Source organism: Niallia sp. 01092 (assembly GCF_052318935.1).
Lineage (GTDB): Bacteria > Bacillota > Bacilli > Bacillales > Cytobacillaceae > Niallia.
The window spans coordinates 51673-74187 of record NZ_JBQRKO010000019.1; the positions used below are offsets into that span (position 1 = coordinate 51673).

General features: G+C 38.0%; 16 protein-coding genes. 10 read left to right on the forward strand and 6 right to left on the reverse strand.

The genetic code is table 11. The features are described 5' to 3' along the window. Nucleotides 1-45: 45 nt before the first annotated feature. Together ACTXGU_RS16950 and ACTXGU_RS16955 are read left to right on the forward strand one after the other, a co-directional pair. Nucleotides 46-288 (forward strand): MerR family DNA-binding transcriptional regulator, encoded by a 243-nt coding sequence (locus ACTXGU_RS16950; RefSeq protein WP_443482715.1) that lies wholly within the window; start codon nt 46-48, stop codon nt 286-288. A 16-nt stretch (nt 289-304) separates the two neighbouring features. Then, the gene (locus ACTXGU_RS16955; protein WP_443482716.1) at nt 305-814 is read left to right on the forward strand and encodes a DUF3995 domain-containing protein; all 510 of its coding nucleotides are present in this window, start codon (nt 305-307) and stop codon (nt 812-814) included. Nucleotides 815-1215: 401 nt separating this feature from the next. Here ACTXGU_RS16955 and ACTXGU_RS16960 read toward each other — a convergent pair whose 3' ends face one another. The 3 genes from ACTXGU_RS16960 to ACTXGU_RS16970 form a co-directional block, all read right to left on the reverse strand. Further along, nucleotides 1216-2049 (reverse strand): hypothetical protein, encoded by an 834-nt coding sequence (locus ACTXGU_RS16960; protein WP_443482717.1) that lies wholly within the window; start codon nt 2047-2049, stop codon nt 1216-1218. 134 nt (nt 2050-2183) lie between these two features. Then, nucleotides 2184-3752 (reverse strand): alpha-amylase family glycosyl hydrolase, encoded by a 1569-nt coding sequence (locus tag ACTXGU_RS16965; protein ID WP_443482718.1) that lies wholly within the window; start codon nt 3750-3752, stop codon nt 2184-2186. Between the two features lie 18 nt (nt 3753-3770). Next, on the reverse strand, nt 3771-6296 hold the full coding sequence (locus ACTXGU_RS16970; RefSeq protein ID WP_443482719.1) for a glycoside hydrolase family 31 protein: 2526 nt from the start codon (nt 6294-6296) through the stop codon (nt 3771-3773). A gap of 632 nt (nt 6297-6928) precedes the next feature. On the opposite strand from ACTXGU_RS16970, the gene ACTXGU_RS16975 reads away from it, so the two are divergent. The 6 genes from ACTXGU_RS16975 (at nt 6929) to ACTXGU_RS17000 (ending at nt 16911) form a co-directional block, all read left to right on the forward strand. Then, complete coding sequence (locus ACTXGU_RS16975) at nt 6929-8722, forward strand: cache domain-containing sensor histidine kinase (protein ID WP_443482720.1); 1794 nt, start codon at nt 6929-6931, stop codon at nt 8720-8722. A gap of 1 nt (nt 8723) precedes the next feature. Next, complete coding sequence (locus ACTXGU_RS16980; protein ID WP_443482721.1) at nt 8724-10298, forward strand: response regulator transcription factor; 1575 nt, start codon at nt 8724-8726, stop codon at nt 10296-10298. A 245-nt stretch (nt 10299-10543) separates the two neighbouring features. Further along, nucleotides 10544-11743, forward strand: a complete 1200-nt coding sequence (locus tag ACTXGU_RS16985; RefSeq protein WP_443482722.1) for an extracellular solute-binding protein — start codon at nt 10544-10546, stop codon at nt 11741-11743. A 433-nt stretch (nt 11744-12176) separates the two neighbouring features. Continuing rightward, nucleotides 12177-15008, forward strand: a complete 2832-nt coding sequence (locus tag ACTXGU_RS16990; RefSeq protein ID WP_443482723.1) for a response regulator — start codon at nt 12177-12179, stop codon at nt 15006-15008. Nucleotides 15009-15230: 222 nt separating this feature from the next. Continuing rightward, the gene (locus tag ACTXGU_RS16995; protein ID WP_443482724.1) at nt 15231-15548 is read left to right on the forward strand and encodes an Hpt domain-containing protein; all 318 of its coding nucleotides are present in this window, start codon (nt 15231-15233) and stop codon (nt 15546-15548) included. Then, nucleotides 15538-16911, forward strand: a complete 1374-nt coding sequence (locus ACTXGU_RS17000; RefSeq protein WP_443482725.1) for a diguanylate cyclase — start codon at nt 15538-15540, stop codon at nt 16909-16911. Before ACTXGU_RS16995 ends, ACTXGU_RS17000 begins: the two co-directional genes overlap by 11 nt. 140 nt (nt 16912-17051) lie before the next feature. On the opposite strand, the gene ACTXGU_RS17005 is transcribed toward ACTXGU_RS17000, so the two are convergent. Both ACTXGU_RS17005 and ACTXGU_RS17010 read right to left on the reverse strand, forming a co-directional pair. Further along, nucleotides 17052-17690: a hypothetical protein gene (locus ACTXGU_RS17005; RefSeq protein ID WP_443482726.1), complete on the reverse strand. Its 639-nt coding sequence runs from the start codon at nt 17688-17690 to the stop codon at nt 17052-17054. 420 nt (nt 17691-18110) lie between these two features. After that, nucleotides 18111-19574 carry a protein adenylyltransferase SelO gene (locus ACTXGU_RS17010; protein WP_443482727.1) on the reverse strand — a complete coding sequence of 488 codons (1464 nt, stop codon included), beginning with the start codon at nt 19572-19574 and terminating at the stop codon, nt 18111-18113. 421 nt (nt 19575-19995) lie between these two features. Between ACTXGU_RS17010 and ACTXGU_RS17015 the strand changes: the two genes are divergently transcribed. Next, complete coding sequence (locus ACTXGU_RS17015) at nt 19996-21069, forward strand: sulfite oxidase (protein WP_443482728.1); 1074 nt, start codon at nt 19996-19998, stop codon at nt 21067-21069. A 94-nt stretch (nt 21070-21163) separates the two neighbouring features. Next, nucleotides 21164-21826: a CAP domain-containing protein gene (locus tag ACTXGU_RS17020; protein ID WP_443482729.1), complete on the forward strand. Its 663-nt coding sequence runs from the start codon at nt 21164-21166 to the stop codon at nt 21824-21826. A 296-nt stretch (nt 21827-22122) separates the two neighbouring features. On the opposite strand, the gene ACTXGU_RS17025 is transcribed toward ACTXGU_RS17020, so the two are convergent. Continuing rightward, entirely contained in the window at nt 22123-22494 is a 372-nt protein-coding gene (locus tag ACTXGU_RS17025) for a hypothetical protein (RefSeq protein ID WP_443482730.1), read from the reverse strand. Nucleotides 22495-22515: the final 21 nt, after the last annotated feature.

The following is a 22515-nucleotide window of genomic DNA, read 5'->3' on the forward strand; positions in this document are numbered from 1 at the left end:
TCTTGCTCGTTACTTTACGTAATAAAATACAATGGTTAATAGGAAGTGGGAGTCATAGAAGGTACAAATAAGCCTTATTTGATCGGCGAACTGGCCACAACTGGCGTAACTGTACGAACACTTCTGCACTACGATAAGATTGGGCTATTACCGACATCCGGCCGTACTGATGGCAACGTTATTATACTGAAGAAGTTATGCTTTGTTGCATCACAAACCTATATTAAACAATCAGTGAAACACTATCTAGCGTCCCAATCGATTTCGAATTTGAACATTTCACTCTGAGAGGAGTTGTTTATAATTGATCTTAAAGAAACAAGGAACTCGAGAAATATTTGATGAGAGATCAAAAAGAGTTGTTTGGGCTGGATACGCATCATTTATTTGGGTGACCGTATTTATTTTATTCCATATTTATTGGTACTATGGCGGGCGCTTTGGCTTAGGTGATGCATCTGATTCGATTCCTCCACCACCTACGACTCTTTCACAATGGATTTATTTTTATATTGTTATTATCATGTTTATTGCAGGTACCATTGTTCCCCTTGCAACGATTCAGTTCTGGGGAAGGTTTATCCCGCGCAAAATTATACTTATAGCCTGTTGGCTTGGATGTGTGATTTTGGTTCTGAGAGGACTAGCTGGGATGGTTGATGATCTGTCTCGATCATTAGGTTTGCTGCCAACTGGTCTCACCGGATTAACTTATGAGCAAACTACTGGAGATGAACATATAACAACATACACGCTTTGGTCAAGCCGGGCAATAGATGATATTTCTTTTTGGGCGGGATTTTATACGGTTTAGCGGCTAGGTTTTTTCAGCATAAAGTACGTAAGAAATGAACACTTATTGTTACTTATGTATAAGAAATACGACTATTTTAATTGTAGGCCAAGGCTGTTTTCGTATAGATTGTTGCTTTTAAACGCGCAGCCTGAATACACTTTGCTTTCCGCGGACGAGTGCCGAGCCTCCTCGTCGCTATGCTTCTGTGGGGTCTCGCTTTTCCCGCAGGAGTCTACGTGTATTCAGACTGCTCAGTGCTTCAGCGATGTTTACTATTTTATTCAAAAACAACAAACTTATAGAAAACAGCCTACCAAAAAGAATAGTATGAAATCTATAAATAACTACTTTCTACTTTTATGGAACTGATTTGTTCAAATCCAATCAGTTCTTTCTTTTCCTGTTCAGAAGGACCTTCGTCAATTTAATCCAGAATCTGCATCAATTATTTTATCCATTGGATGCCCGCTATCTGTTAACGTTTTAATCTCGGATCCTAAATACAAATCTGTCTGAAAGTACCCGTTTGGTAGATTCACATCTACTGTATATGTACCTGGTCCATATACTTTTGTAACATTGTCGTATGGAGTCTGCACCTCATATGGTTTGCTGTAGTCTTGAGGTCCTGTTCCTTCCGGATAAGAATAGCTTGTAAAACTAATCTCAACCGGCTTCATCCCTTCAGGTACGGTAAAAGTTGCTTCTCCACCATTTACGCTGGATTGAAAGAACTGGTCTAACGGACGCTGTGGTTCAATCTGCTCATTTGATTTTGAAATTTCATTAACTTTTATGGATTCACTCCACAATACTCCTGTTCCTGGATGATCTAGACGCTGGTAGGCTTTAAACATATAATTTCCTTCTGCCATCTTATCAGAGTGATAGGTTAAAACTTGAGTTTCACCAGGTGCTAACGCTTTAACCTCTCCTGACGCAATAACTGTTCCATCTTTAGGATTTCCATCTTCCGACCAGTAAACCTCATACACAACTTCTCCCTGCATTGCTCTTGAATCCTGACCATTTTTAATGGTAGCAGAAATACCATTCGACGTTGTACCTGTTGTTATAAAAGACAATGAACTTTTATCCCATGCTGATTGAACGTTTTTTCCCTTTTGTTGATTATCTATTTTTGTTTGTACATGTTTTGCTGCAGCCAATGTGGCCTGTCCAGGTTGTACACATGGAAGAGCCAGCAATGATAAAGCTAGTATGCCTGCCGTTATTTTATGTATCTTTTTCAATATTCTCCCTCATTTCATTGGATTTGGAAATCAAAAGTTTGTTCGTCCATTTCACCGTTTAAATTAAAGAAGGAACTAACATGTTGGTTAGTCCCTTCTTCATTTTCTTCCATCCAGTAAGAAGTCCTTAAAAATTACTTTAAAATAATGGTCGATGAGGCTGGGAGGGTGATTTGAATATTCCCGTCAACACGCTTCACCTTAGTTTTTCCACCGTTAGAAAATAATCGTTTGTTGCCTTTGACTGTTGGATCAGTTATGGTTACTGTGACTGTTTCCTTCGACAGATTGTGCAAAACGAGCACGGAATCTTCCTGATAATTTCTGGTATAACTTATCACCCTGCTGTCGCCGGTTTTTACTTCGTTAAGATCCCCTTTCGTTAAAGCTAGAGAGGATTCACGAACATGAATCAAATCTCGATAATGATTAAGTAAAGAATCCTTGTCTTTATCTTCTGATTCAACAGAAACAGCAGTGGTTCCCACGTTATAACGCGGTGCTTCCCAAGTTGTTTGGCCTTCGCCATCCCCTTGATACCAGCGGAACGGTTCACGTTTATATTCATCCGGCCCCTCACCAAGCATACCGATTTCTTCCCCATAGTAAATGTACGGATTACCTGGCATTGTCAGGAGTATTGATGCTGCCATTTTCGCTTTATCCATGTCTCCGTTCAGCACCGACATGGTCCGTGCTTGGTCATGGTTGGTTAAAAACGGTGCATCAATCACTGATGTACTAAAACTTTGATAGAGATCAAGGGTGTTCGCTTCAAAGGAAACTAGTCCATTATCTACACCGGATTTCACGGAATCTACAATTTTTCCCGCAAGGTCAAAATTGAAATTGGAGTCCAGTGCCTGATAGTATGGTGCGATATTATTTGGACGATCCCAAACTTCTCCGACCAAATAAGCATCCGGTTTCACTTGTTTTAACCCTTGACTGAACTCTTTTAATAAGGCAACGTTTTTATCCGTCTCGCCTGTATAAATATGCATGGCCGCATCCAGTCGGAATCCATCAGCACCTTGTTTCAGCCAAAACTGTCCAATATTGATGGCTTCTTCACGCACTTTTGGATTATCGTAGTTCAGGTCTGGCATTGCTTTATCAAATACGGCATAATAATAGTCTCCTGAACCGGGATAACTTTCCTGCCAAACCTGTTGACCCCAAGGTCCTTTTTCGTTTATATCCGTATCTTTGTCCGCCCAAATATAATAATTTCTATATGGGCTGTTCTTGTCTTTCATTGCTTCCTGGAACCAAGGATGCTTGCTGCTCGAATGATTCAGCGCAAGATCCAGGATGATTTTAAGTCCACGCTTATGTGCTTCATCGGCCATATGACGGAAGTCTTCAAGCGTTCCATATTGCGGATCGACATTATAGAAATCTGTCGCATCATACTTATGGTAAGTTGGCGATGGGTAGATCGGCATTAGCCAAACAGCGTCAACACCTAAATCTTTTTTCGTATGACTATTTCCGTCGTTTAAATAATCCAGCTTATGAGTTACCCCATTAAGGTCGCCATGACCATCTTCATTTGAATCATAGAAAGAGTTGACAAATAGTTCATAATAGACACCAAGATTATCGTTTGCACCAGCAGATGGCTGATCTTTTGCCAGCACTGCAGGCGCAGCGCTGAATAATAAACTCGCTGTCAATATTAGAGAGAGCGGTTTTTTCATGTTCACATTCCTCTAATCTTATTGAATTTGTAGTTTTCCTGACAAGTCAGCTGGTATTTTTACATAAAGTACTGAAGCGTCATGATCGAAATAGTAGCTGTTTTCTTTTAATGAATCCAGACTGTCTGCTTTCGTATAGTCTTGATTTTTAGCTTTGATTTTCTTTGGTTCTTCTGCTTGATTTAATTTCAATGTATACGATTGAAGTGCTGAATCGTAATTTTGAACCTTTTTGTTTTGTTTAAATTCAATGTGATTTCCTTTTTTAGCTACATAGAAGTCAGTCACATTAAACTCGCCGTTATTTTCGTCAAGCGTTTTACCATCATCTTCATAGAAACTATAAGTTGCTTCATTATCTAAATAAGTATCAAGCGTAAGATTTGTTAACTCGTTCTCACCAGTGTGCTGCTGTATTTCACGAGTCGGAATAATCGAGTCCTTTTTCACAAAAATCGGCATATAGTCTAAAGGAGCATTGATATTGATTGTTTGTCCGCCCTGATATTCTTTGTGATCCCAGAAGTTCACCCAAGTTTCACCTTGAGGCAGGTATACATCGCGGGATGTTTTACCCTCAGCGACAACTGGAGCAATCATCATTGAATCGCCAAACATAAACTGATCATCGATATTATACGTGCCTTTATCCTTTTGGAACTGATAAACAAGTGGCTGTTGAACAGGTTTCCCAGTTTTTGCAGCGTCATTAAAGGCATTGTACAGGTAAGGTAGCAACTGATAGCGCATTTCAATATATTTTTTGCTGATCTTTTCAACATCTTCACCGAATGACCAAGGTTCCTGATGATAGCTTCGATCACTCCATTGATCGTAGTGAACACGAGCAAATGGCAAGAATGAACCGAGCTCAATCCAGCGTGCAAATAGTTCAGGATTTGCCTTGCCGCCAAATCCGCCGATATCATTTCCGACAAATGCTGCTCCTGATAGACCAAGATTCATATTCATCGGTACAGACATTTGCAAATGTTCCCACGTGCTTAAACTATCCCCTGTCCATACAGCAGCATAGCGCTGAGTACCAGCAAACATATCGCGAGTAAGGATAAACGGTCTTTCATTTGGCTTGCTAAGCTTCCATGCGTTATATGTCGCTTCGTTTTCCAAGTGTCCGTATAAATTATGGAATTCTGTATGAAGCACTTTATTCCCTTGATCATCTTCCCCATAAGAATCGAGCGGCAATGTATGGAAGAATCCATCCCCATCATTAAATACGGCAGGTTCATTCATGTCGTTCCAAATCCCATCGACACCTTTGTCGAGAAGAGAGGATGCAGTATGTCCAGCCCACCAGTTGCGTACATCGCTTTTTAGAAAATTAGGAAATGCTGAATTTCCTGGCCAAACAGGACCGATATAAGGTGTTCCATCTGCTTTTTTCACCCAGAAATCTTTTGCTGTTCCTTCATTGTAAATGGAATATTGATCATCTTGTTTCACTCCCGGATCATTGATAGCTACGGTGTGAAAACCTCCCATATTTTCAATTTGATCAAAAGCATTTTTGAACGGGTCGTTCCACGTAAAGACTCTATAGCCATTCATATAATCAATATCAAAGTTCAGTGTATCGAGCGGAATTTTTTTATCACGATACGTTTTAGCAATGCTGGTAAGCTGTTCAGGTGTATAAGCCCATGCACTTTGTTGAAGACCTAACGCCCATTCCGGAGGCAGATTGATTTTACCTGTTAACTCTGTGTATTGATCCAACACGTGAGAAATATCAGGACCGTTCATAAAGTAGTACGTTAATGGACCGCCATTTGCGTAAAAATAGTAGTAATCATCTGATTCGCTCGCCATTTCGTAGTAAGAACGATAAGAGTTATCGAACAAAATACCATATGCTTTTCCATCTTTTAGACCCATAAAGAAAGGGATGGAAGTATAAACATATTTTGTACTATTGTTATATCCATATGAGTCCGAGTTCCACATTCCTAAACTCTTTCCGCGTTTATTGAATGTGCTGCCTGTTTGTTCGCCGAATCCATAAAAATTCTCATCTTTGGATGTTTTTTTGAAAACGTACGGCTTTCCGTTCTCGTAACCGGCTGTTGCCTCATTATTTAAGTAGTCTTCATTGATAACTTGTCCCTTTTTATCTAGGACCTTAATGCCAAAAGACTGTTCGTTTACAACCACTGTGATTTCGCTTGACTTCAGTGTGTACTTCCCGTCCTTTTCTGCAGCTGTAAACTTAGGAGTCTTCCAATCTTTCTTCTGAATGGCTGGTGAGTCTTTTTCTTGCGTACCTTCAGGAAGAATAGAAACTTTGATCATATCCTCAGATAACATATGGATATAACCATCATAGTTTCCTAGATCAAATTTAACACCGTCTTTGATTTTTTCTGTATCATTCACAGAAAGTTTTTGTAAATTATTCTTATTTAAAGGTGTATCTGGCTCCGGCTGTGCAGCGGAAGCTGGTGATATTACAGTCGATAACCCCATGATTAAAGCAAGTGACAGAGAAGCGATAACTTTAATTTTTGGTTTTAGAATGGACAATGACATTTACCTCCAACGAAATATAATAAAAAAACTCCAAAGGGAACCGGTTACCTTGGCTTGCTCTTAAATTAGCAATTAATGGAGCCCGTAACAATCGGGAAAAACTCCTACGAATATTTGAATGCACTTTTACATCAAAAAATGCTAAAAAAGTAGTTTTAAATAAAAGCATCAAAAAACAACATAGACATTGATTGCGCCTTGTTTTTGTTAATCCATTTCCATGTGGCAGATCACGTCTAGTTTTTAATAAATAGAAAGGATAATTTCAGAAAAACATAGACCGAGAGTACTATAGGACTTTGCTCTTTGTTTATATTCGTTTGAATTGTCACCATTTTTCTTCTCGTGTTTCCCTAAAAATAATACACTTATAAAAAGTAAAATTACCATATTAAGTATTAAATTAAAAATAATGGGTTTTTATCATTCGATTTTATGTTCCATTATCAGTGTTCTATTTTTCTCTTTTTGTTCAAAATAGAACACTTTGACATATAGTTGAAAAAAAAATGATATGTTAATTTTAAATAATAGGATAGACAGACATATTTTCTACAAAACTTAATTGGTCAAATGCCCTTTTGACCATTACAATAAAAAAAGGAAGATATGAAAGGCGGGGTTTTATGGTAAAACAACTTTTATGGCGAAAAAGCTTTTCATCTAAGATTATCGTTGCCTTTCTGCTTGCATTTTTAATTCCGACACTGTTTACTTGTTTGTCTTTCTACTTGGAGTCTAATTCCATATTGAAGAATAATGTGCGGATATCGACCATACAAATTGCTAAACAAACAGCAGATTCTCTCTCTTCCATTTTAAACGTTGGCATGGATTCCTCTGATTTTATCAGCAGTGATCCAAATATTCAGGATGCCGCTTTACAATTGAAGTATACTTCAGCATCCGAACAGAGGAAGAATTCCAATTATATAAATTCGCTCTTAAATAATTATGTTTACTCCAACTCCTTTGTCAAAATTGTTTATGTATTAAACGAGAAGGGAAATGGTTGGGGAAGCGGTACTTTTTCTGAAAAAAACCTAAAAAGAATACAACTCTATAACCAAAGCTGGATCAAAGAAGCCAAACAAAAGGATGGTGCATTGGTTTGGCAAGGAATTCAGTATGATCCTTTCGACGGCGGTGGTATAAATACCGATTTAGTTCTTCCCGTCAGCAGGGTGCTTAAAAATTTTGATTCCATGAAAAATATCGGGTTTGTTCAAGTTCACTTGGATGGGAGAACGATTCTCAAAACGATTGGCCAATTGAAACTCGGCAAAACAGGAACGTTTTTCGTTGTTGATACGGAGGGAAGAATCATGATAGATTCTAATCTTCATTTAATCAACAAAAAGGTGGATAACCCTGATTTATATAGGTATGTAGTGCAAAAGGATGCTGAAGAATTTGAATTTAAAATAAATGGTGTTCCCTACTATGGTGTCAAACAGCTTCTCAGCAATGGCTGGATGCTTGTAGGTACCGTTCCCGTGAATGAAATCAGCGGACAGTTGGACAGTCTGCAAAATCGGATTTTATTCTACTCTGCTATTTTTTCCTTACTTGCATTCTGTATTGGACTTTTCTTTGCAGCAAGGGTGACAAAACCAGTAAAACAGCTAACAAAAAAAATGATGAGCGTGCAGCAAGGAGACTTAAAAGTAAGAACAGATGTCCAATCTTCTGATGAAATTGGCTTTTTAGGGGAACAATTTAACAAAATGCTTTATGAGATTGAAAATTTAATGCAGCAGGTGGAAATGGAGCAAAGTGAAAAATATCATGCGGAACTTCGAGCAGTTATGCATCGAATCAACCCTCACTTTCTATTTAATACACTCAGCACTCTCCGTTGGCTTATCGATTCGAAACAAAACGACCGTGCTTCTTTAGTATTATCAGCATTAACTCATCTATTAGAAGCGAATATGGGGAAAAGCGGAAGTATTATAACTGTAGAAGAGGAACTGAATATTATCCAAAAGTATTTGGTTATATTGGAGCTTCGCTATGAAAAAAACTTTCACCTTCAACTGCATTTGGAAGCGGGAATAGAACAGACTCCTATCCCCCGAATGCTTCTGCAGCCTATAGTGGAAAATTCCATCTTTCATGGCATAGTGCCAAAAAATATAGATGGAGAAATCACCATTTTGATTCGTTCCTATCATGTTGATGGATTAGAATTGCTTATAACCGATAACGGGCTAGGAATCAATAAAGATAAGCTGCAGGAATTGAATAACCCAAAGACTGCTTTAGAAAAAGGAAAAGTTGGAATCGGGCTGCGCCATATTTTTGATACGCTCCGACTATATTATCCAGATAATTGGGATTGGGCTATTTCAAGCTGTCCAAAACAAGGAACAACAATTCGAATCCTGTTAAAAAAATTAGCAGAGCAGGGGGAATAACATGTATAAAATTCTTATTGTAGATGACGAGCCTGTTATCCGTAAAGGAATCTCTTCTTTTATTGAATGGGAAAAAGAAGGCTTAACAGTTGATGACAACTACGCAAATGGCTTAGAAGCACTTGATGCTCTTAAAAAAAATTCATTCGATATTCTCATAACGGATATCAAAATGCCATTAATGAATGGGATTGAACTTATGAAGCAAGCAATGGAGCTTTATCCTTGGCTAAAGGTGATCCTAATCAGCAACTACAGTGACTTCGAATACGTAAAAGAAGGACTTAAACTTGGTGCTGTTGATTATTTGTTAAAATTAACACTTAAAAAAGATGATCTTATTACCGTTCTGCGGAAGTGTATTTCCTCTTTGGAGGAAGAACGAAAAAAGAATTCTGAACTCATTCATTACCAGCAAGACGCAATCTATCTAAACCGCAAAAGAGTCGAACAAGAGATTAAAAGATTGATTGTTCAAGAGAAGATTTCCTCCTCTGATACAAGTTGGGCCCCAGCATGGCTGGAACAGCAATATTCTTGTGTTTATCTTATTCTCGATGGCGCAGAGGAATGGAGAGAAAATCATGGCTATCTCTATGTACAGTTCCTTTTAGAGGAATTGCAAAAAATGTTTTATGAACAAATGGAAGAAGGAGTCGCATTGCTAGTGTCTGAAAGCGGCCTGTTTTTTATCATGCCTAACAGCGACGGAAATGCACAGCACCTCTTTCTCGAGTGGAAACAATTAATAGAAAAGACATGGAAAATTTCCATGTCTGGAGGCTTTGTGACAGAAAGGGAAGCAAGCCATATTCTTGAAGGATTTTCAAAAAGCCATTCAGTCTGCCAAAGACGCTTTTTTGAAGGATTAGGCAGCCTTTATTCTATCCATTCATCCGATTATTCCACGAAGAATACTGTAATTATCAAAAAACAACAAGATGAATGGAAGCCTTTCTTTGATATGATCCGCAATGGAGACCCTGTTTCCTCTGCGATTGAAATTGCTTTTGATCGCTGGAAAAGCGGAGCATTAAATCCAGAACAAGTCAAACAAGAGGCGTGCAACCTTCTTAAAAGAACTTACGAATTAAATGCAGATACCGAAATACTGCTTTCTGAGCAGTTTGAACTTCTTTGTCGTGCTGAAACGCTCGAAAACATGACAGCTATTCTGATTAGTCAACTAGAAGAAATTTGGACACCCATAATACCAAAATTAGCGGATAAAGATTATAATGAGCAGTTGATTATAAAGGCTTTGGAATATATAGCTTCCCATTATACGGAAAATTTGACCCTACAGAGCGTAGCAGATACTGTCCACCTCAGTAAAAGTTATTTCAGTCTTTATTTCAAAAAGAAAACTGGCCGAAACTTTGTTGACTATTTGATCGATCTTCGTATTAGAGAGGCAAAGCGGCTTTTGGTGGAAAATGAAAGCCGCATCTATGATATTGCAACGGCTGCAGGTTTTAATGACGCAAAATATTTTAGCAAATTGTTTAAAAAAGTAACAGGATTAACTCCAAATGCGTACAGGGAAAAGCACCAAGCAACAAAATTGTCGATTTAAAGAAAAGCGGAAGCGCCTTGCTCAGCCCCGAAGAAAAATGTTCGCATGACTCAAAAAGCGTTTTTTACTTTTAGAGGCATGGGGTTATTTTTCACAAGAGATAGGTGCTTGCACTAGACACTCATCTAAGTTGAAAATTTTATATTTTCTTATCTTCTAAAGAAAGGATGATTAACGTTATGTTTTGGCGGTATGTATCCTTCGTACTGATTATACTATTAATGACCGGATGCAGTAACTTTTCCATGATCTCGAATCCAAATAAAGTGCGTAAGCTTCATGACAGTGAAAAACAGATCATCACTTTTTGGCACACTTACAACGATAAAGAAACCGAAGTTTTGGAAGAGAAATTAATTCCTGCTTTTGAGAAGGAGTATCCAAATATTCAAGTACGATCAGTAAACCTAGCCTTTGATATTGAATTAAAGAACAGCTTAATGGCACGTTCCTTTTCCAACCGAGGTCCTGACGTGGTACGAATCAATATATCGTGGATTCCAGAGTTCTCACAGAAAGGTTTTCTAGAACCTTTAAATACGTTCCCAGACTTCGAAAATATCCATAACAGGTTCAATCCAAAATTCATAAATATAGGCTTACGTAATAATATTTATTATTCTATCCCACTCAATATCTACACGAAAGCTGCCATTTTTAATCGTGAAATTTTGGAGAAATTAGGATATTCCAAGCCGCCAAGTACAATGAATGAGGTTCTAAATCTTGCCAGGCAGCATCACTTTTCCATTGGAATGGCTGGTCTAAGTTCTTGGGATAGCTTCGCATACCTATACAGCCTTGGAGGGACTGTAACTGACAAGAACTTCCATAAGGCTTCCGGCTATTTAAATGGAGATAAAACCCTCCATGCAGTGAAGCAGTTAACAGAACTTTACAAAGATAAACTGATTGATCTCCCTGTAGACAAATTGAGTGCTAGAGAAAACTGGAATAGAATGGAATCCGGAAATATGCTAATGGTGGATGATGGACCATGGTTTTATAGTTTATTGAGTGATGCGAGTTTAAATCAGGCTCACAAGTTGACCTTACCTGTACCGTTTCCCAATAATAATCGTCCTGTATCCATAATTGGCGGTGAAAATCTAGTGATCATGAAAGGAAGCAAACATCCAGAGGAAGCGTGGATATTTATGAAGTGGATGACAGCAAAGAAAGCTCAGCTTCTTATGGCACAGACAGGATTGATTCCAACTAATATGGAAGCCGCAAAAATATTAGAAGAATCCGGTAAATCCTACCCTTATTCTTCTTATGTGGAAGCTATGAATTATGCCTTCCTTTGGATATCTGATAAAAATTGGTATAAAATTGATAAGGTGTACACCGATTATTTAATTAAAATATTCGCTGGTGAATTGTCAGTAAAAGAAGGATTAGACCGTGCAGCAGCTGAAATAGATGAGCTGTTAGCAGAATAGAAATATTTTTGGGAAAAGGAAGGATCCTTCCTTTTCCATTTGTTTATTTGTGATACGGTTCACCTTAACATCTCTGCACTGAAATTCCGCTGTCTCCACAAAAAAACCTCATAAAAATTCCATTTTAAAAAAGAATAGTACGAAATCTATAAATTAATACTTTCTACACTTTAACTTTTTGTTATAATATATCGGTAAATTATATGGAAACGTTAAAGACATGACAAACTAGTATTAATTTGTCGCTATAGTTTCAAGCTTAACGCTTGCCAATCCTTCAAAGATTGGTAGTTTTTTGTTTTAGGCTCTGTTAAATTCCCTTGTTGATTTTCAAAAGGTCAGGGAATCTACTCCCTTTCCATAAACAACATTATCGTTAAACAGAGCCTTGTTTTAAAAGAAGAAAAATAGGATAGATTTGGGAGAAGACTGCATGTTTCTAAAGAATGTAACATTGGCAAAAAGAATTAATTTACTTCAAAGTGTGATATTAGCATTAGGATTTATTGCACTAATCTTAACCATTCTAAAAGTTGTTTATGGAAGCAGCCTTCAGAAAGCGGAGCAATATGCCGAGCAAAACTCTCTTTATTATGCAAGACACGTCGAAAATGAATTTAATAAATCCAAAAGGTCACTGGAACAGGTATTAGATACTATAATGCTGCTGAGAGACGATCATTCACTTACACGCGAGCAAGCTAATCAGCTCCTGATTCAACACCTTAAAAGGAATGAGAATGTAGTAGATAACTATATGGTATGGGAATCTAACGCATTTGATGGAAAGGACGAGTTTTATAAAAACAAGCCAGGGTATGATGAGACAGGCCGATTTCTTCCATGGTGGAATCGAATGGACGGGGATATAAAGCAGCAGCCGATTCCTGATTACAATGATCCAAAAGCAGACTGGTACCAGATTCCTAAAAAAACGTTAAAACCTTATTTTTCAGACCCCTATTATTATCCTATTAATGGACAAAAAGTATTAGTTACTTCGCTTATCCTTCCAATTATCGATTCATCCGGAATGTACTTAGGAGTCATAGGCATTGATTACAAGATGTCTACCATTCAAAATATGATGACGGAAATTCGGCCAATGGAGGGTTTTTCAGGACTGCTGACATCTGAAGGAAAATATATTGCTAATAGCCACGATAAATATTTAAATGGACAAGTAAATCCCGTCATTAAGAAGATTTCTCCAGCTTTAAAAGAAGGAAAAACGAAGTATATTTATGATGACTTTGAAGGCAAATCCGTCCTTCGAGTCTATCGATTGATACAAGTAGCAGGAATAGACGATTACTGGCTCTTCGAATCGGTTATCCCACAAGAAAATATTATGAGCGATTTTAATCGTATACTGAACTGGTCTCTTTTCTATGCAGTGATCATTCTTACGATTATGCTAATGATGATTTCTTATTTCATTCGCCGTTCGCTTCTTCCATTAAAACATACCGTTTTCTTAATGGGCGAAATAAGCAAAGGGAATTTTCATGTCAAAATTGATCAAAATCAGTTTACAAAAGATGAGTTCGGTACATTAGCAAAATCCGCTGATAAAATGGCGCGAAACCTTCATGATCTCATTGAAAATTTAGAAGCCCAAAATGAAGAGATTATTGCTCAAAGCGAAGAAATACAAGAACAACAAAAACACAAAGATCAGATTCTTATGGAACTAACTCAAGCTAAAGAAAAAGCGGAGGCAGCCAGTCTTGCTAAAAGTGATTTTCTCGCTAGCATGAGTCATGAAATTCGTACACCGATGAATGCCATTATTGGAATGGCAGAATTATTATATGAAACATCTTTGACGGAAGAGCAGAGATTTTACGTGGAAACGTATAAAAAAGCAGGGGATAACCTTCTGAATTTGATTAACGATGTATTGGATTTCTCTAAAATAGAATCCGGATATATCAAGCTAGAGCAAGCACCATTTGACCTTGAGGAAATGGTGGGAAAAACAGCTGAAATTATGGCGATCCGTGCTCATGCTAAACAGTTGGAGATGTTGATCCACGTCGACTCTTCCGTACCAAAGTTTGTACTTGGAGACGCTGATCGAATACGTCAAGTATTGTATAATCTTATTTCCAATGCAATCAAGTTTACGGAGCACGGTGAGATTGTTGTTTCCGTTAAAAAAGTAGAAAATGAATACCTATTCTCCGTGACTGATACAGGTATTGGAATCCCGCAAGAAAAACTAGCGGCCATCTTTGATAGATTTACACAGGCAGATACGTCCATTACCCGTAAATACGGTGGTACAGGACTTGGATTATCCATTTCCAAAAAGCTGGTCGAGCTTATGGGTGGACACATCGGCGTAGAAAGCAAAGAAGGTAAAGGAAGTCATTTCTATTTTAAAATTCCTTTAAGTCAATCTAGTAGTGAAAAACCAAAATCACTTTTGGATGAAACGCAATTAAAGGGGATTAAAACGTTGATTGTCGATGATAATCTAACCAACCGCATTATTTTACGTGGCTTGTTGGAAAAGTTAGACATGGAAGTCGTTGAAGCTGCAGACGCAGAACAAGGTTTAGAACGATTAAAAACAGCTTCTCAAAATGGAGCTCCTTTCCAACTTCTTCTGTTGGATTATCATATGCCATACGTAAATGGAATTGAAATGTTTGAGAAGATCCAAAAAAATAAGATATCTAAGAATCTAGCTATTATGATGCTTACATCAGATGATCAGCATCAAACGATTAAATCCTGCAAGAAGATCGGCCTACATTCTTATCTCATTAAACCAATCAAAAAAGGCCCACTTATTCAAATGATAAGAGAAACAATCGGACAGCAAACGATTGAAACTAAACCGTTATTCATACCGCAGCCTTCCTTATTGCCAGACACGAAATCTAACTTGAAAATATTGTTAGTGGAGGATCATGAAGATAATCAACTATTATTTACGTCTTTCCTAAAGAAAACGAATCATCAAATTGCTATCGCGGAAAACGGAATTCAAGCTATCAAAATGTTTAAGGCTGATCAGTATAATCTTGTATTTATGGATATTCAAATGCCAACCATGGATGGCTATACAGCGACTCGAGAAATTCGCCATTGGGAACAAACTCATCGGAAATTTAGAACACCTATTGTCGCCTTAACCGCTCATACGTTAAAGGAAGATCGAGATCGCTGCATAGAAGCAGGTTGTGATGATTATTTAACAAAACCTATTAAGAAGAAAGAGCTTCTTGCGTTTATTGAAAAGGCTGTTTTCTAAAAGTTTGTTGTTTTTGATAATAAACATGACTGAAGCACTGAGCAGCCTGAATACACGTAGACTCCTGCTTAGAAAAGCGAGAAAGACGAGACTTGCGCAGGAGCATAGCGGCGAGGAAGCTCGGCACTCGTCCGCGAAAAGCGAAGTGTATTCAGGCTGCGGGGTAAATAACAACAATCTATACGAAAAGAGCCATTGCAAAACAAAGTCGAGGTGAATAAATTGGAGCTAACTAAAGAGCTTTATACAGTACATATAGATATAGATCTTGAAGCACTCATCCCAGGATATTTGGAAAAAAGACAAAAAGATATACAAACAATAGAGACAGCACTTCACTCCGATAACTTCGAAACGATTAGAATGATAGGCCACAGTATAAAAGGCAGTGGAGAAGGGTATGGTTTTGACCTGATCACGGAGATTGGAGCTCAAATCGAATTAGCTGCTATAGAAAAAAATCAAGTACTCATTCAGAAAAGTCTAGAAACTTTGGCAGATTTCTTACATCATGTAGTGGTGGTTTTTTATGAAGAGTAGTTATGAAAATTTAGATCAATTATTTAAGCATATCGAAAAAGCGAATCCTGCTCATGCGGTTTCCATGAACTCGCGTATCATATTAGTGGACGATGATGAAGACTTAAGAAAATTAATTATCCATAAATTTAAAAAATCACCGCTTATTATTGATGAATCGAGCAGTGTACAAGAAGCTAAGCATATGCTATATGAAAACGATTATGAGTTGATTCTTTTGGATCTTATGATGGAGCCCGAATCAGGATATTTCTTGTTCGACTTTTTGAAGCACGATCCTAAATTAAAGTGGATTCCATTGATTGTTTTATCTGGGAGCAACGATATTAAAGACAAAGTAAGATGCTTAAACATGGGAGCAGATGACTATGTAACCAAGCCTTTCCATTTTGAAGATCTAAACGCACGCGTACAACGCATTTTGGCCAGATCGAAGCAGTTTGAACAAATGGCCTTCTGCGACGCGTTAACTGGCATATACAATCGGAGATATTTTGATAATCAGCTTATTATTGAAATGGAAAGAAATAAAAGGTATCCGGCCCCTATCACATTAGCACTTATTGATATTGATCACTTTAAGCTAATTAACGATATATATGGCCATCCTATAGGAGATCAAGTTTTACAGAGATTAGCTTATCTATTAAAACAAAATCTGCGTAATTCTGATTTAATAGCCCGATATGGCGGTGAAGAGTTTGTCGTGCTGCTCTCTAATACCACAGAGGAGCAAGCCACAGTTCTCATGAATAGAATTCTTGAAAAAGTAAGAACATTTTGTTTTGCCGAGGTAAACACTGAAACGATTAATATTACCTTCTCTGCAGGTATTGCCCCTTTAAGTCAGGACCTCAAGGGTCAAGAATGGATAAAAAGGGCTGACACCATGTTGTATCAAGCAAAACAATTGGGACGCAACCGTGTAATGGCATGGAGTGAGCTTCCTGATCTACTATCCGAGGAAAAAGGGATCCTCCAGAAAAAGTTATCCAAAACGATTCTCATCATCGACGCTGCTTCGATGATACACTCTATCTTAGATGTAAACTTAAAAAATGACGCCTTCTCCTTAACGCTATTAAACGTTAAAAACGAGGAGAATGCGATGGTTTATTTAGAACAGTATAAAGTAGACCTTTGTATTATCGATATCGGTCTACCTCAGATGACCACTTTAACATTCTTAGAGAAGATTAAACATAATAGCAGATGGAAGCATATGAAAGTGATGGCACTCACTAGCAGATCTTTAGAACCTACACTTCACAACCTTTCCAACTGGGTAGATGATCATATGGTAAAACCATACTCGATACTAGAATTCAACTTACGATGCAATAAATTGTTAAATTTAATCTAAAATAAAAATGGCTGTTTCCCAATCCTATGGGAACAGCCATTTTCATCATTTTGCTTCTTTATTCTTTTCTCAGCCAAACCATTGGGCTCTCTTAGTAGAACAATTAAACAAAAATATTAAATTATTAGATAATAACACCATTACATCCCTGGATATGTATAATTACCTGACCCATAAACATTAACGTTGTCATATGGATTTGGCTCGTAAGGAGTCGGCTCATATGGATTATTGTTTTCTGGAGATTCTGGATTTTCCGGATATTCAGGTTCTTCTGGAACTGGGCTTGTTTCCTCCGTGCCATTTCCGCTAACGGTGATGGATTCACTCCATAATACTCCTGTGCCTGGGTGATCTTCTCGCTGATATGCTTTAAACATATAATTTCCATCTACAATCTTATCAGGGTTATAAGTTAAAACCTGTGTTTCTCCAGGCGCTAACGGTTGAACAACTCCTGAATAAACAATAACTCCATCCTTTGGATTTCCACTTTCTGACCAGTAAACTTCGTACCTTACTTCTCCTTGCATAGCTTCAGAATCTTCACCATTTTTAATGGAAGCAGAAATGCCATCTGGAGTTTCATCTGCTGTTGTAAAAAATAAGGAGCTTCTATCCCACACTGGTTGACCTTTTTGTTCCTTTTGTTGTTTATCTTTATGTAATTGTTCTTGCTTTGCCTTAGCCGCCAGTGCAGTATGTCCAGTTTGTACGAATGGAAAAACCAACAATGATGCCGTAAGAATTCCAGCCGTTACTTTAGATGCCTTTTTCATCATTCTCCCTCTTTTCATTTGGTTTGATTGAATGGTACTTATCTCTTCATTATTTGCGAGAATATAATAAAGTTAGCAACAAAAGTACTGTTTAACAATAGGAAATAACTCCTAGCAAATCCTTAAAATAGGCCATCATCCTTTTTGGAAACAATTACAATATCTTCCGAAAATAACCTTAAAACTAGCATCAGACTTCGTTTAACATGATGCTTATTATTTCTTTTTACGATACAAAATTCCCACCAGATCGATAACAAAAATAGTTCTATAGAACCAAATAATTTTTATATTGCCATTTCTGAAAGAAACTAGAAAGGCAAAAATCATAAACTAAAATAATGCTGCCTCAAAGAGGCAGCATTATTTTAGTTAAAGATTAGCACAAAAGACAGCCCTAATTTCCAAATGACTTCTATATCAAGTACCACAAAAAGTTCGGTAAGGGGTGGTTGATACAGGTACGGTACAATACTCGGCTTGTTCAGTGAAGTAGGCGTAAGGATTTGAAAGAACAGCCAAAAGCCTTTCCATCACGCTGTAGTCTCCTTTTTCCACTGCAGCTTCTAGCGCCTCTTCCACCCTGTGGTTACGCGGGATGATCGCAGGATTGGTGTTCCGCATCAATTCGTTAGAGGCGTCTTTCGATTCCTGCTGTCTCTCCAGTCTCTCCTGCCAGAGCTTATGCCACTCCGCAAATTCTGATGACCCAAACAAATCCGCATCCTTCAGCGTATTTAAAGTTAATGTGCGGAAGGTATTGGTATAGTCCGCACGATACTTCTTCATCATACTAAGGAGGTCATTAATAAGTGCTTCATCCTCTGCCTCTTCGTTAAATAGCCCCAGTTTTGCTCTCATTCCCGCTAGCCAATTAGATTGATACATTGCAGTAAAGTTTGAAATTATTTCCTGGGCAAGTTTTACTGCCTGATCCTCGTTATCATGCAACAGCGGCAATAAGGACTCAGCGAATCGAGCAAGATTCCATCCGGCAATTACCGGCTGATTGCCATAAGCATAGCGGCCTCGACGGTCAATGGAGCTGAATACCGTTTCCGGGTCATAAGCATCCATAAATGCGCAAGGACCATAATCAATCGTTTCTCCGCTAATCGTCATGTTGTCCGTGTTCATCACCCCATGAATAAAGCCGACCAACTGCCATTTGGCAATAAGCTCAGCCTGTCGCTTAACCACTTCCTCAAGCAGAGCAAGATATCTGTTTTCAGTGGCTTCCACTTCTGGATAATGGCGCTTTATCGTATAGTCAGCTAGGATTCGAATTTCCTCTACTGAGCCCCAGTTTGCAGCGTATTGAAAAGTACCTACGCGCAGGTGACTAGCAGCCACACGGGTTAGAATGGCACCAGGTAGTTCGGTTTCGCGAATTATGGTCTCACCAGTTGTCACCACCGCTAGACTGCGGGTCGTAGGAATACGAAGGGCATGCATTGCTTCGCTAATAATGTATTCGCGCAGCATCGGTCCAAGTGCAGCGCGGCCATCACCCCCGCGGGAATATGGCGTTCTACCTGGACCCTTAAGCTGAATATCCACCCGCTCACCTTGTGGGAGGATGTGCTCACCTAGCAGCACCGCGCGGCCATCACCCAACATATTAAAATGACCAAATTGATGTCCTGCATAAGCTTGAGCAAGAGGCGAAGCATCTTCAGGAATCTGATTTCCAGCAAAAACTGCTGTGCCATCTTCACTTTGCAGCGCCTCAACGTCCAAACCCATGGATGCTGCCAACTCATTATTAAAAATTATCAATTTCGGCAATCGCACAGGAGTTGGAAGAATGCTGGAAAAAAATAATTTTGGCAGACGGGAATAACTGTTGTCAAAGTTCCATCCTTGTTCTTTAGTATTTAGCATAGCTTCTCCTTTCTCTTTCATTTTTGAATACTAATTTTTTTATGTCTTATACATTCTATAAAAGCTTTAAACATCCCTTTTTAATATCTACTTCTGCCTATTTATTATACTATTTTTACATAAAGATAACGCCCTTTTTAGTTAGACTCTGTTAAACTTGCCTGTTGATTTCCGTTTCAGTCGTTCGCTTTCTACGGGCGGTCCGGGAGCATCCTCGACGCTGTGCGCCTGTGGGGTCTCCCTCTGACTCGCTTTTCCCGCAGGAGTCTCACGCCTTCCACTCCAATCAACATAGTGCCAAAATCAACAAGGAGCTTTAACATAGCCTTTAGTTAAAAAATAATCACTAGCATAATGACAATAGCCTAATTAAAAATCAAACAACATACAATTAATCATAACCCTTTCTAATTAGGAGGAAATGATGCATCCAAAACACCAGGTAGTGAAACCCTATTTAATAACACGTAGTTTACAACCCGAAAATCAGGAAACGCCTATTCAATTTGTTGAGACTGATACAATAAATCATCATTTATTTTATAGACGAAACCACTTTTCTTATCCAACAATTTCTTTTTCCAGTTATTTGATTCCAATTAACGGGCTTGTTTCAACACCAAAACTGTTTTCTATCCAAGATATCCTTCAATTCCCTTCGAAAACTTTTAAAGCAGTTCTCGAATGTTCAGGAGACAAACGTAGTTTATTTAAACCAAAAGTATTTGGGGAGCAATGGGAAAAAGGGGCAATCAGCCAAGGGTATTGGAAAGGAATTTCGCTGCGACTCCTTCTGGAACTATGTGGAATAAAAGAAGGGGCAAAAGAATTAGTTGTAGAAGGATATGATCATGGAAAAAGAACGGACTTACATAACGTTTATACTTATGCTAGGAGTTTGCCTATTGAAAAGGCACTTCATCCTGACACCATTATAGCTTATGAATATAATAATCAGCCTATCCCATTCAAACATGGTTATCCATTTAGACTAATCGTTCCACAGTGGTATGCTATGGCTTCGGTTAAATGGATTAAACAAATTACCGTTATTGACTACCCTTTTACAGGTCCCTTCCAATCCATCGACTATGTTTATTATCCTTATAAAGAATCTGACAAAGATACTCAGCCTGTTACAAGAATGAATGTGAATTCCACTATACAAAAACCTTTAGATATGGATATTCTTACTACTGGCAAGCACGTAATTAAAGGAATTGCATGGACTGGAAACGGTCATATAACAAAAGTTGAAATCAGTACAGATAATGGAAATACATGGGCAAGTGTAGAGGTCAATAATACAGAACAGGCAGGTTATGAATGGGTTTCTTGGTCTTATACATGGACAGTATTCAAGAAAGGTGAATATACAATCATGTCAAAAGCAACCGACTCATATGGTCGAGTTCAGCCAATAATGCCTCTTTGGAATAGAAAAGGCTATGGGTATAATGCCATCGATAATATTAAGGTTAAGGTAGTATCATAACATTCTTTAGTGTCCTTTTGTTTTAACTTTCCAATTTTATTTTCTTAAAAAAGAGAGACAATAAAATAAAATAAAACAAAAGGAGTAATTTATCATGAAATTTAAACATCTTTGTAGTATCTTCATTAGCATGCTTTTTCTGTTAACAGCTTGTAACATTAATGATAAAGAAAAAAACAACCATATTAACGAAAATGACACCATCTCCAGCTTACAAACAGGTTTGAGCAGTGATCGTTATCCTCATACTCAACCAGTAAAAGTGCAAGATGCTAAATATGACTTCGAACCCATAGAGAATGACCAAAACATGCAGCAAGATAATAGACAGCAGCCGTTACAAGCTGAAACTCCTCAGAATGTCAGCCAAAATCAAGGGGGAAGCGAATTTGTGACAGCTGTCATTGAATTAACGAATGCAGAAAGACAAAAAAATGGCCTACCTGCTTTAGAGGCATATCCTGAGTTAAGTAATGTAGCAAACGTAAAAGCACAAGACATGAATGAAAAAGGATACTTTTCTCATACGAGTCCAACGTATGGGTCACCATTTGATATGATCAGGGACTTTGGAATTTCCTATCAATCCGCTGGTGAAAACATTGCTCAAGGTCAACAGACACCGGAAGAAGTTGTAAATGCCTGGATGAATAGCGAAGGTCATCGTGCAAACATTTTAGACAATAAGTTCACCCATATCGGAGTTGGATTTGAAGAAGCGGATAATGAATGGGTACAGATGTTTGTAAAAAAATAGAAAACTGTTCATCATGGGGTATTGACCTTAGCCAAAAAATGTTGAACAAAATAAAAGCAGCTACCTATTAGCTGCTCAGATTGTCAAAAAAGTAAGACTGCAAACTTTCATGCTGATTGAAAGCGTTTATCTATCGAGGAACGACCCTTTTTGAGGAGCGGAGTTACCGTTTTTGGGGTAATGAGCACCGCAAAAAACGGGGAGTGACGAAGAGAGCGAACGTTTTTCAACAGCCTGAGCAGCTACTTATTAGCTGCTTTTATCTACATCATATACGATTATGAGAATCAGGTGTCTTATCGTACTACTTTTGGACCCACTAATACTTCTGGACTTTTCCCCATTACTAAAGCGCTTAGATTAGCGTATCCAATTTTTTCATAATCAGCCAGCAGCCTCTTTAAATCTAAAAATTTGCTTTCTACTTTTAGCTTTTCTATTTCTCTTTGATATAAAGCCAATACATAATCATCCTGAACGTTAGGAAGAAATTCATTTGGCTCTTCATCCATAATTAAGCAGCCCATATATTGAAATTTAAATTGTAGCTGACGTGTTAAGTTTATAACATGCAGAAAATTATCATAAATTATTGGCATTGTCTCTTTTAATTCATCAATCTCGCTTTTTGCGTTCATTAATTCACTAAAACTTGATGTTACTAGCATTTAACTTCCTCCTTCAATATA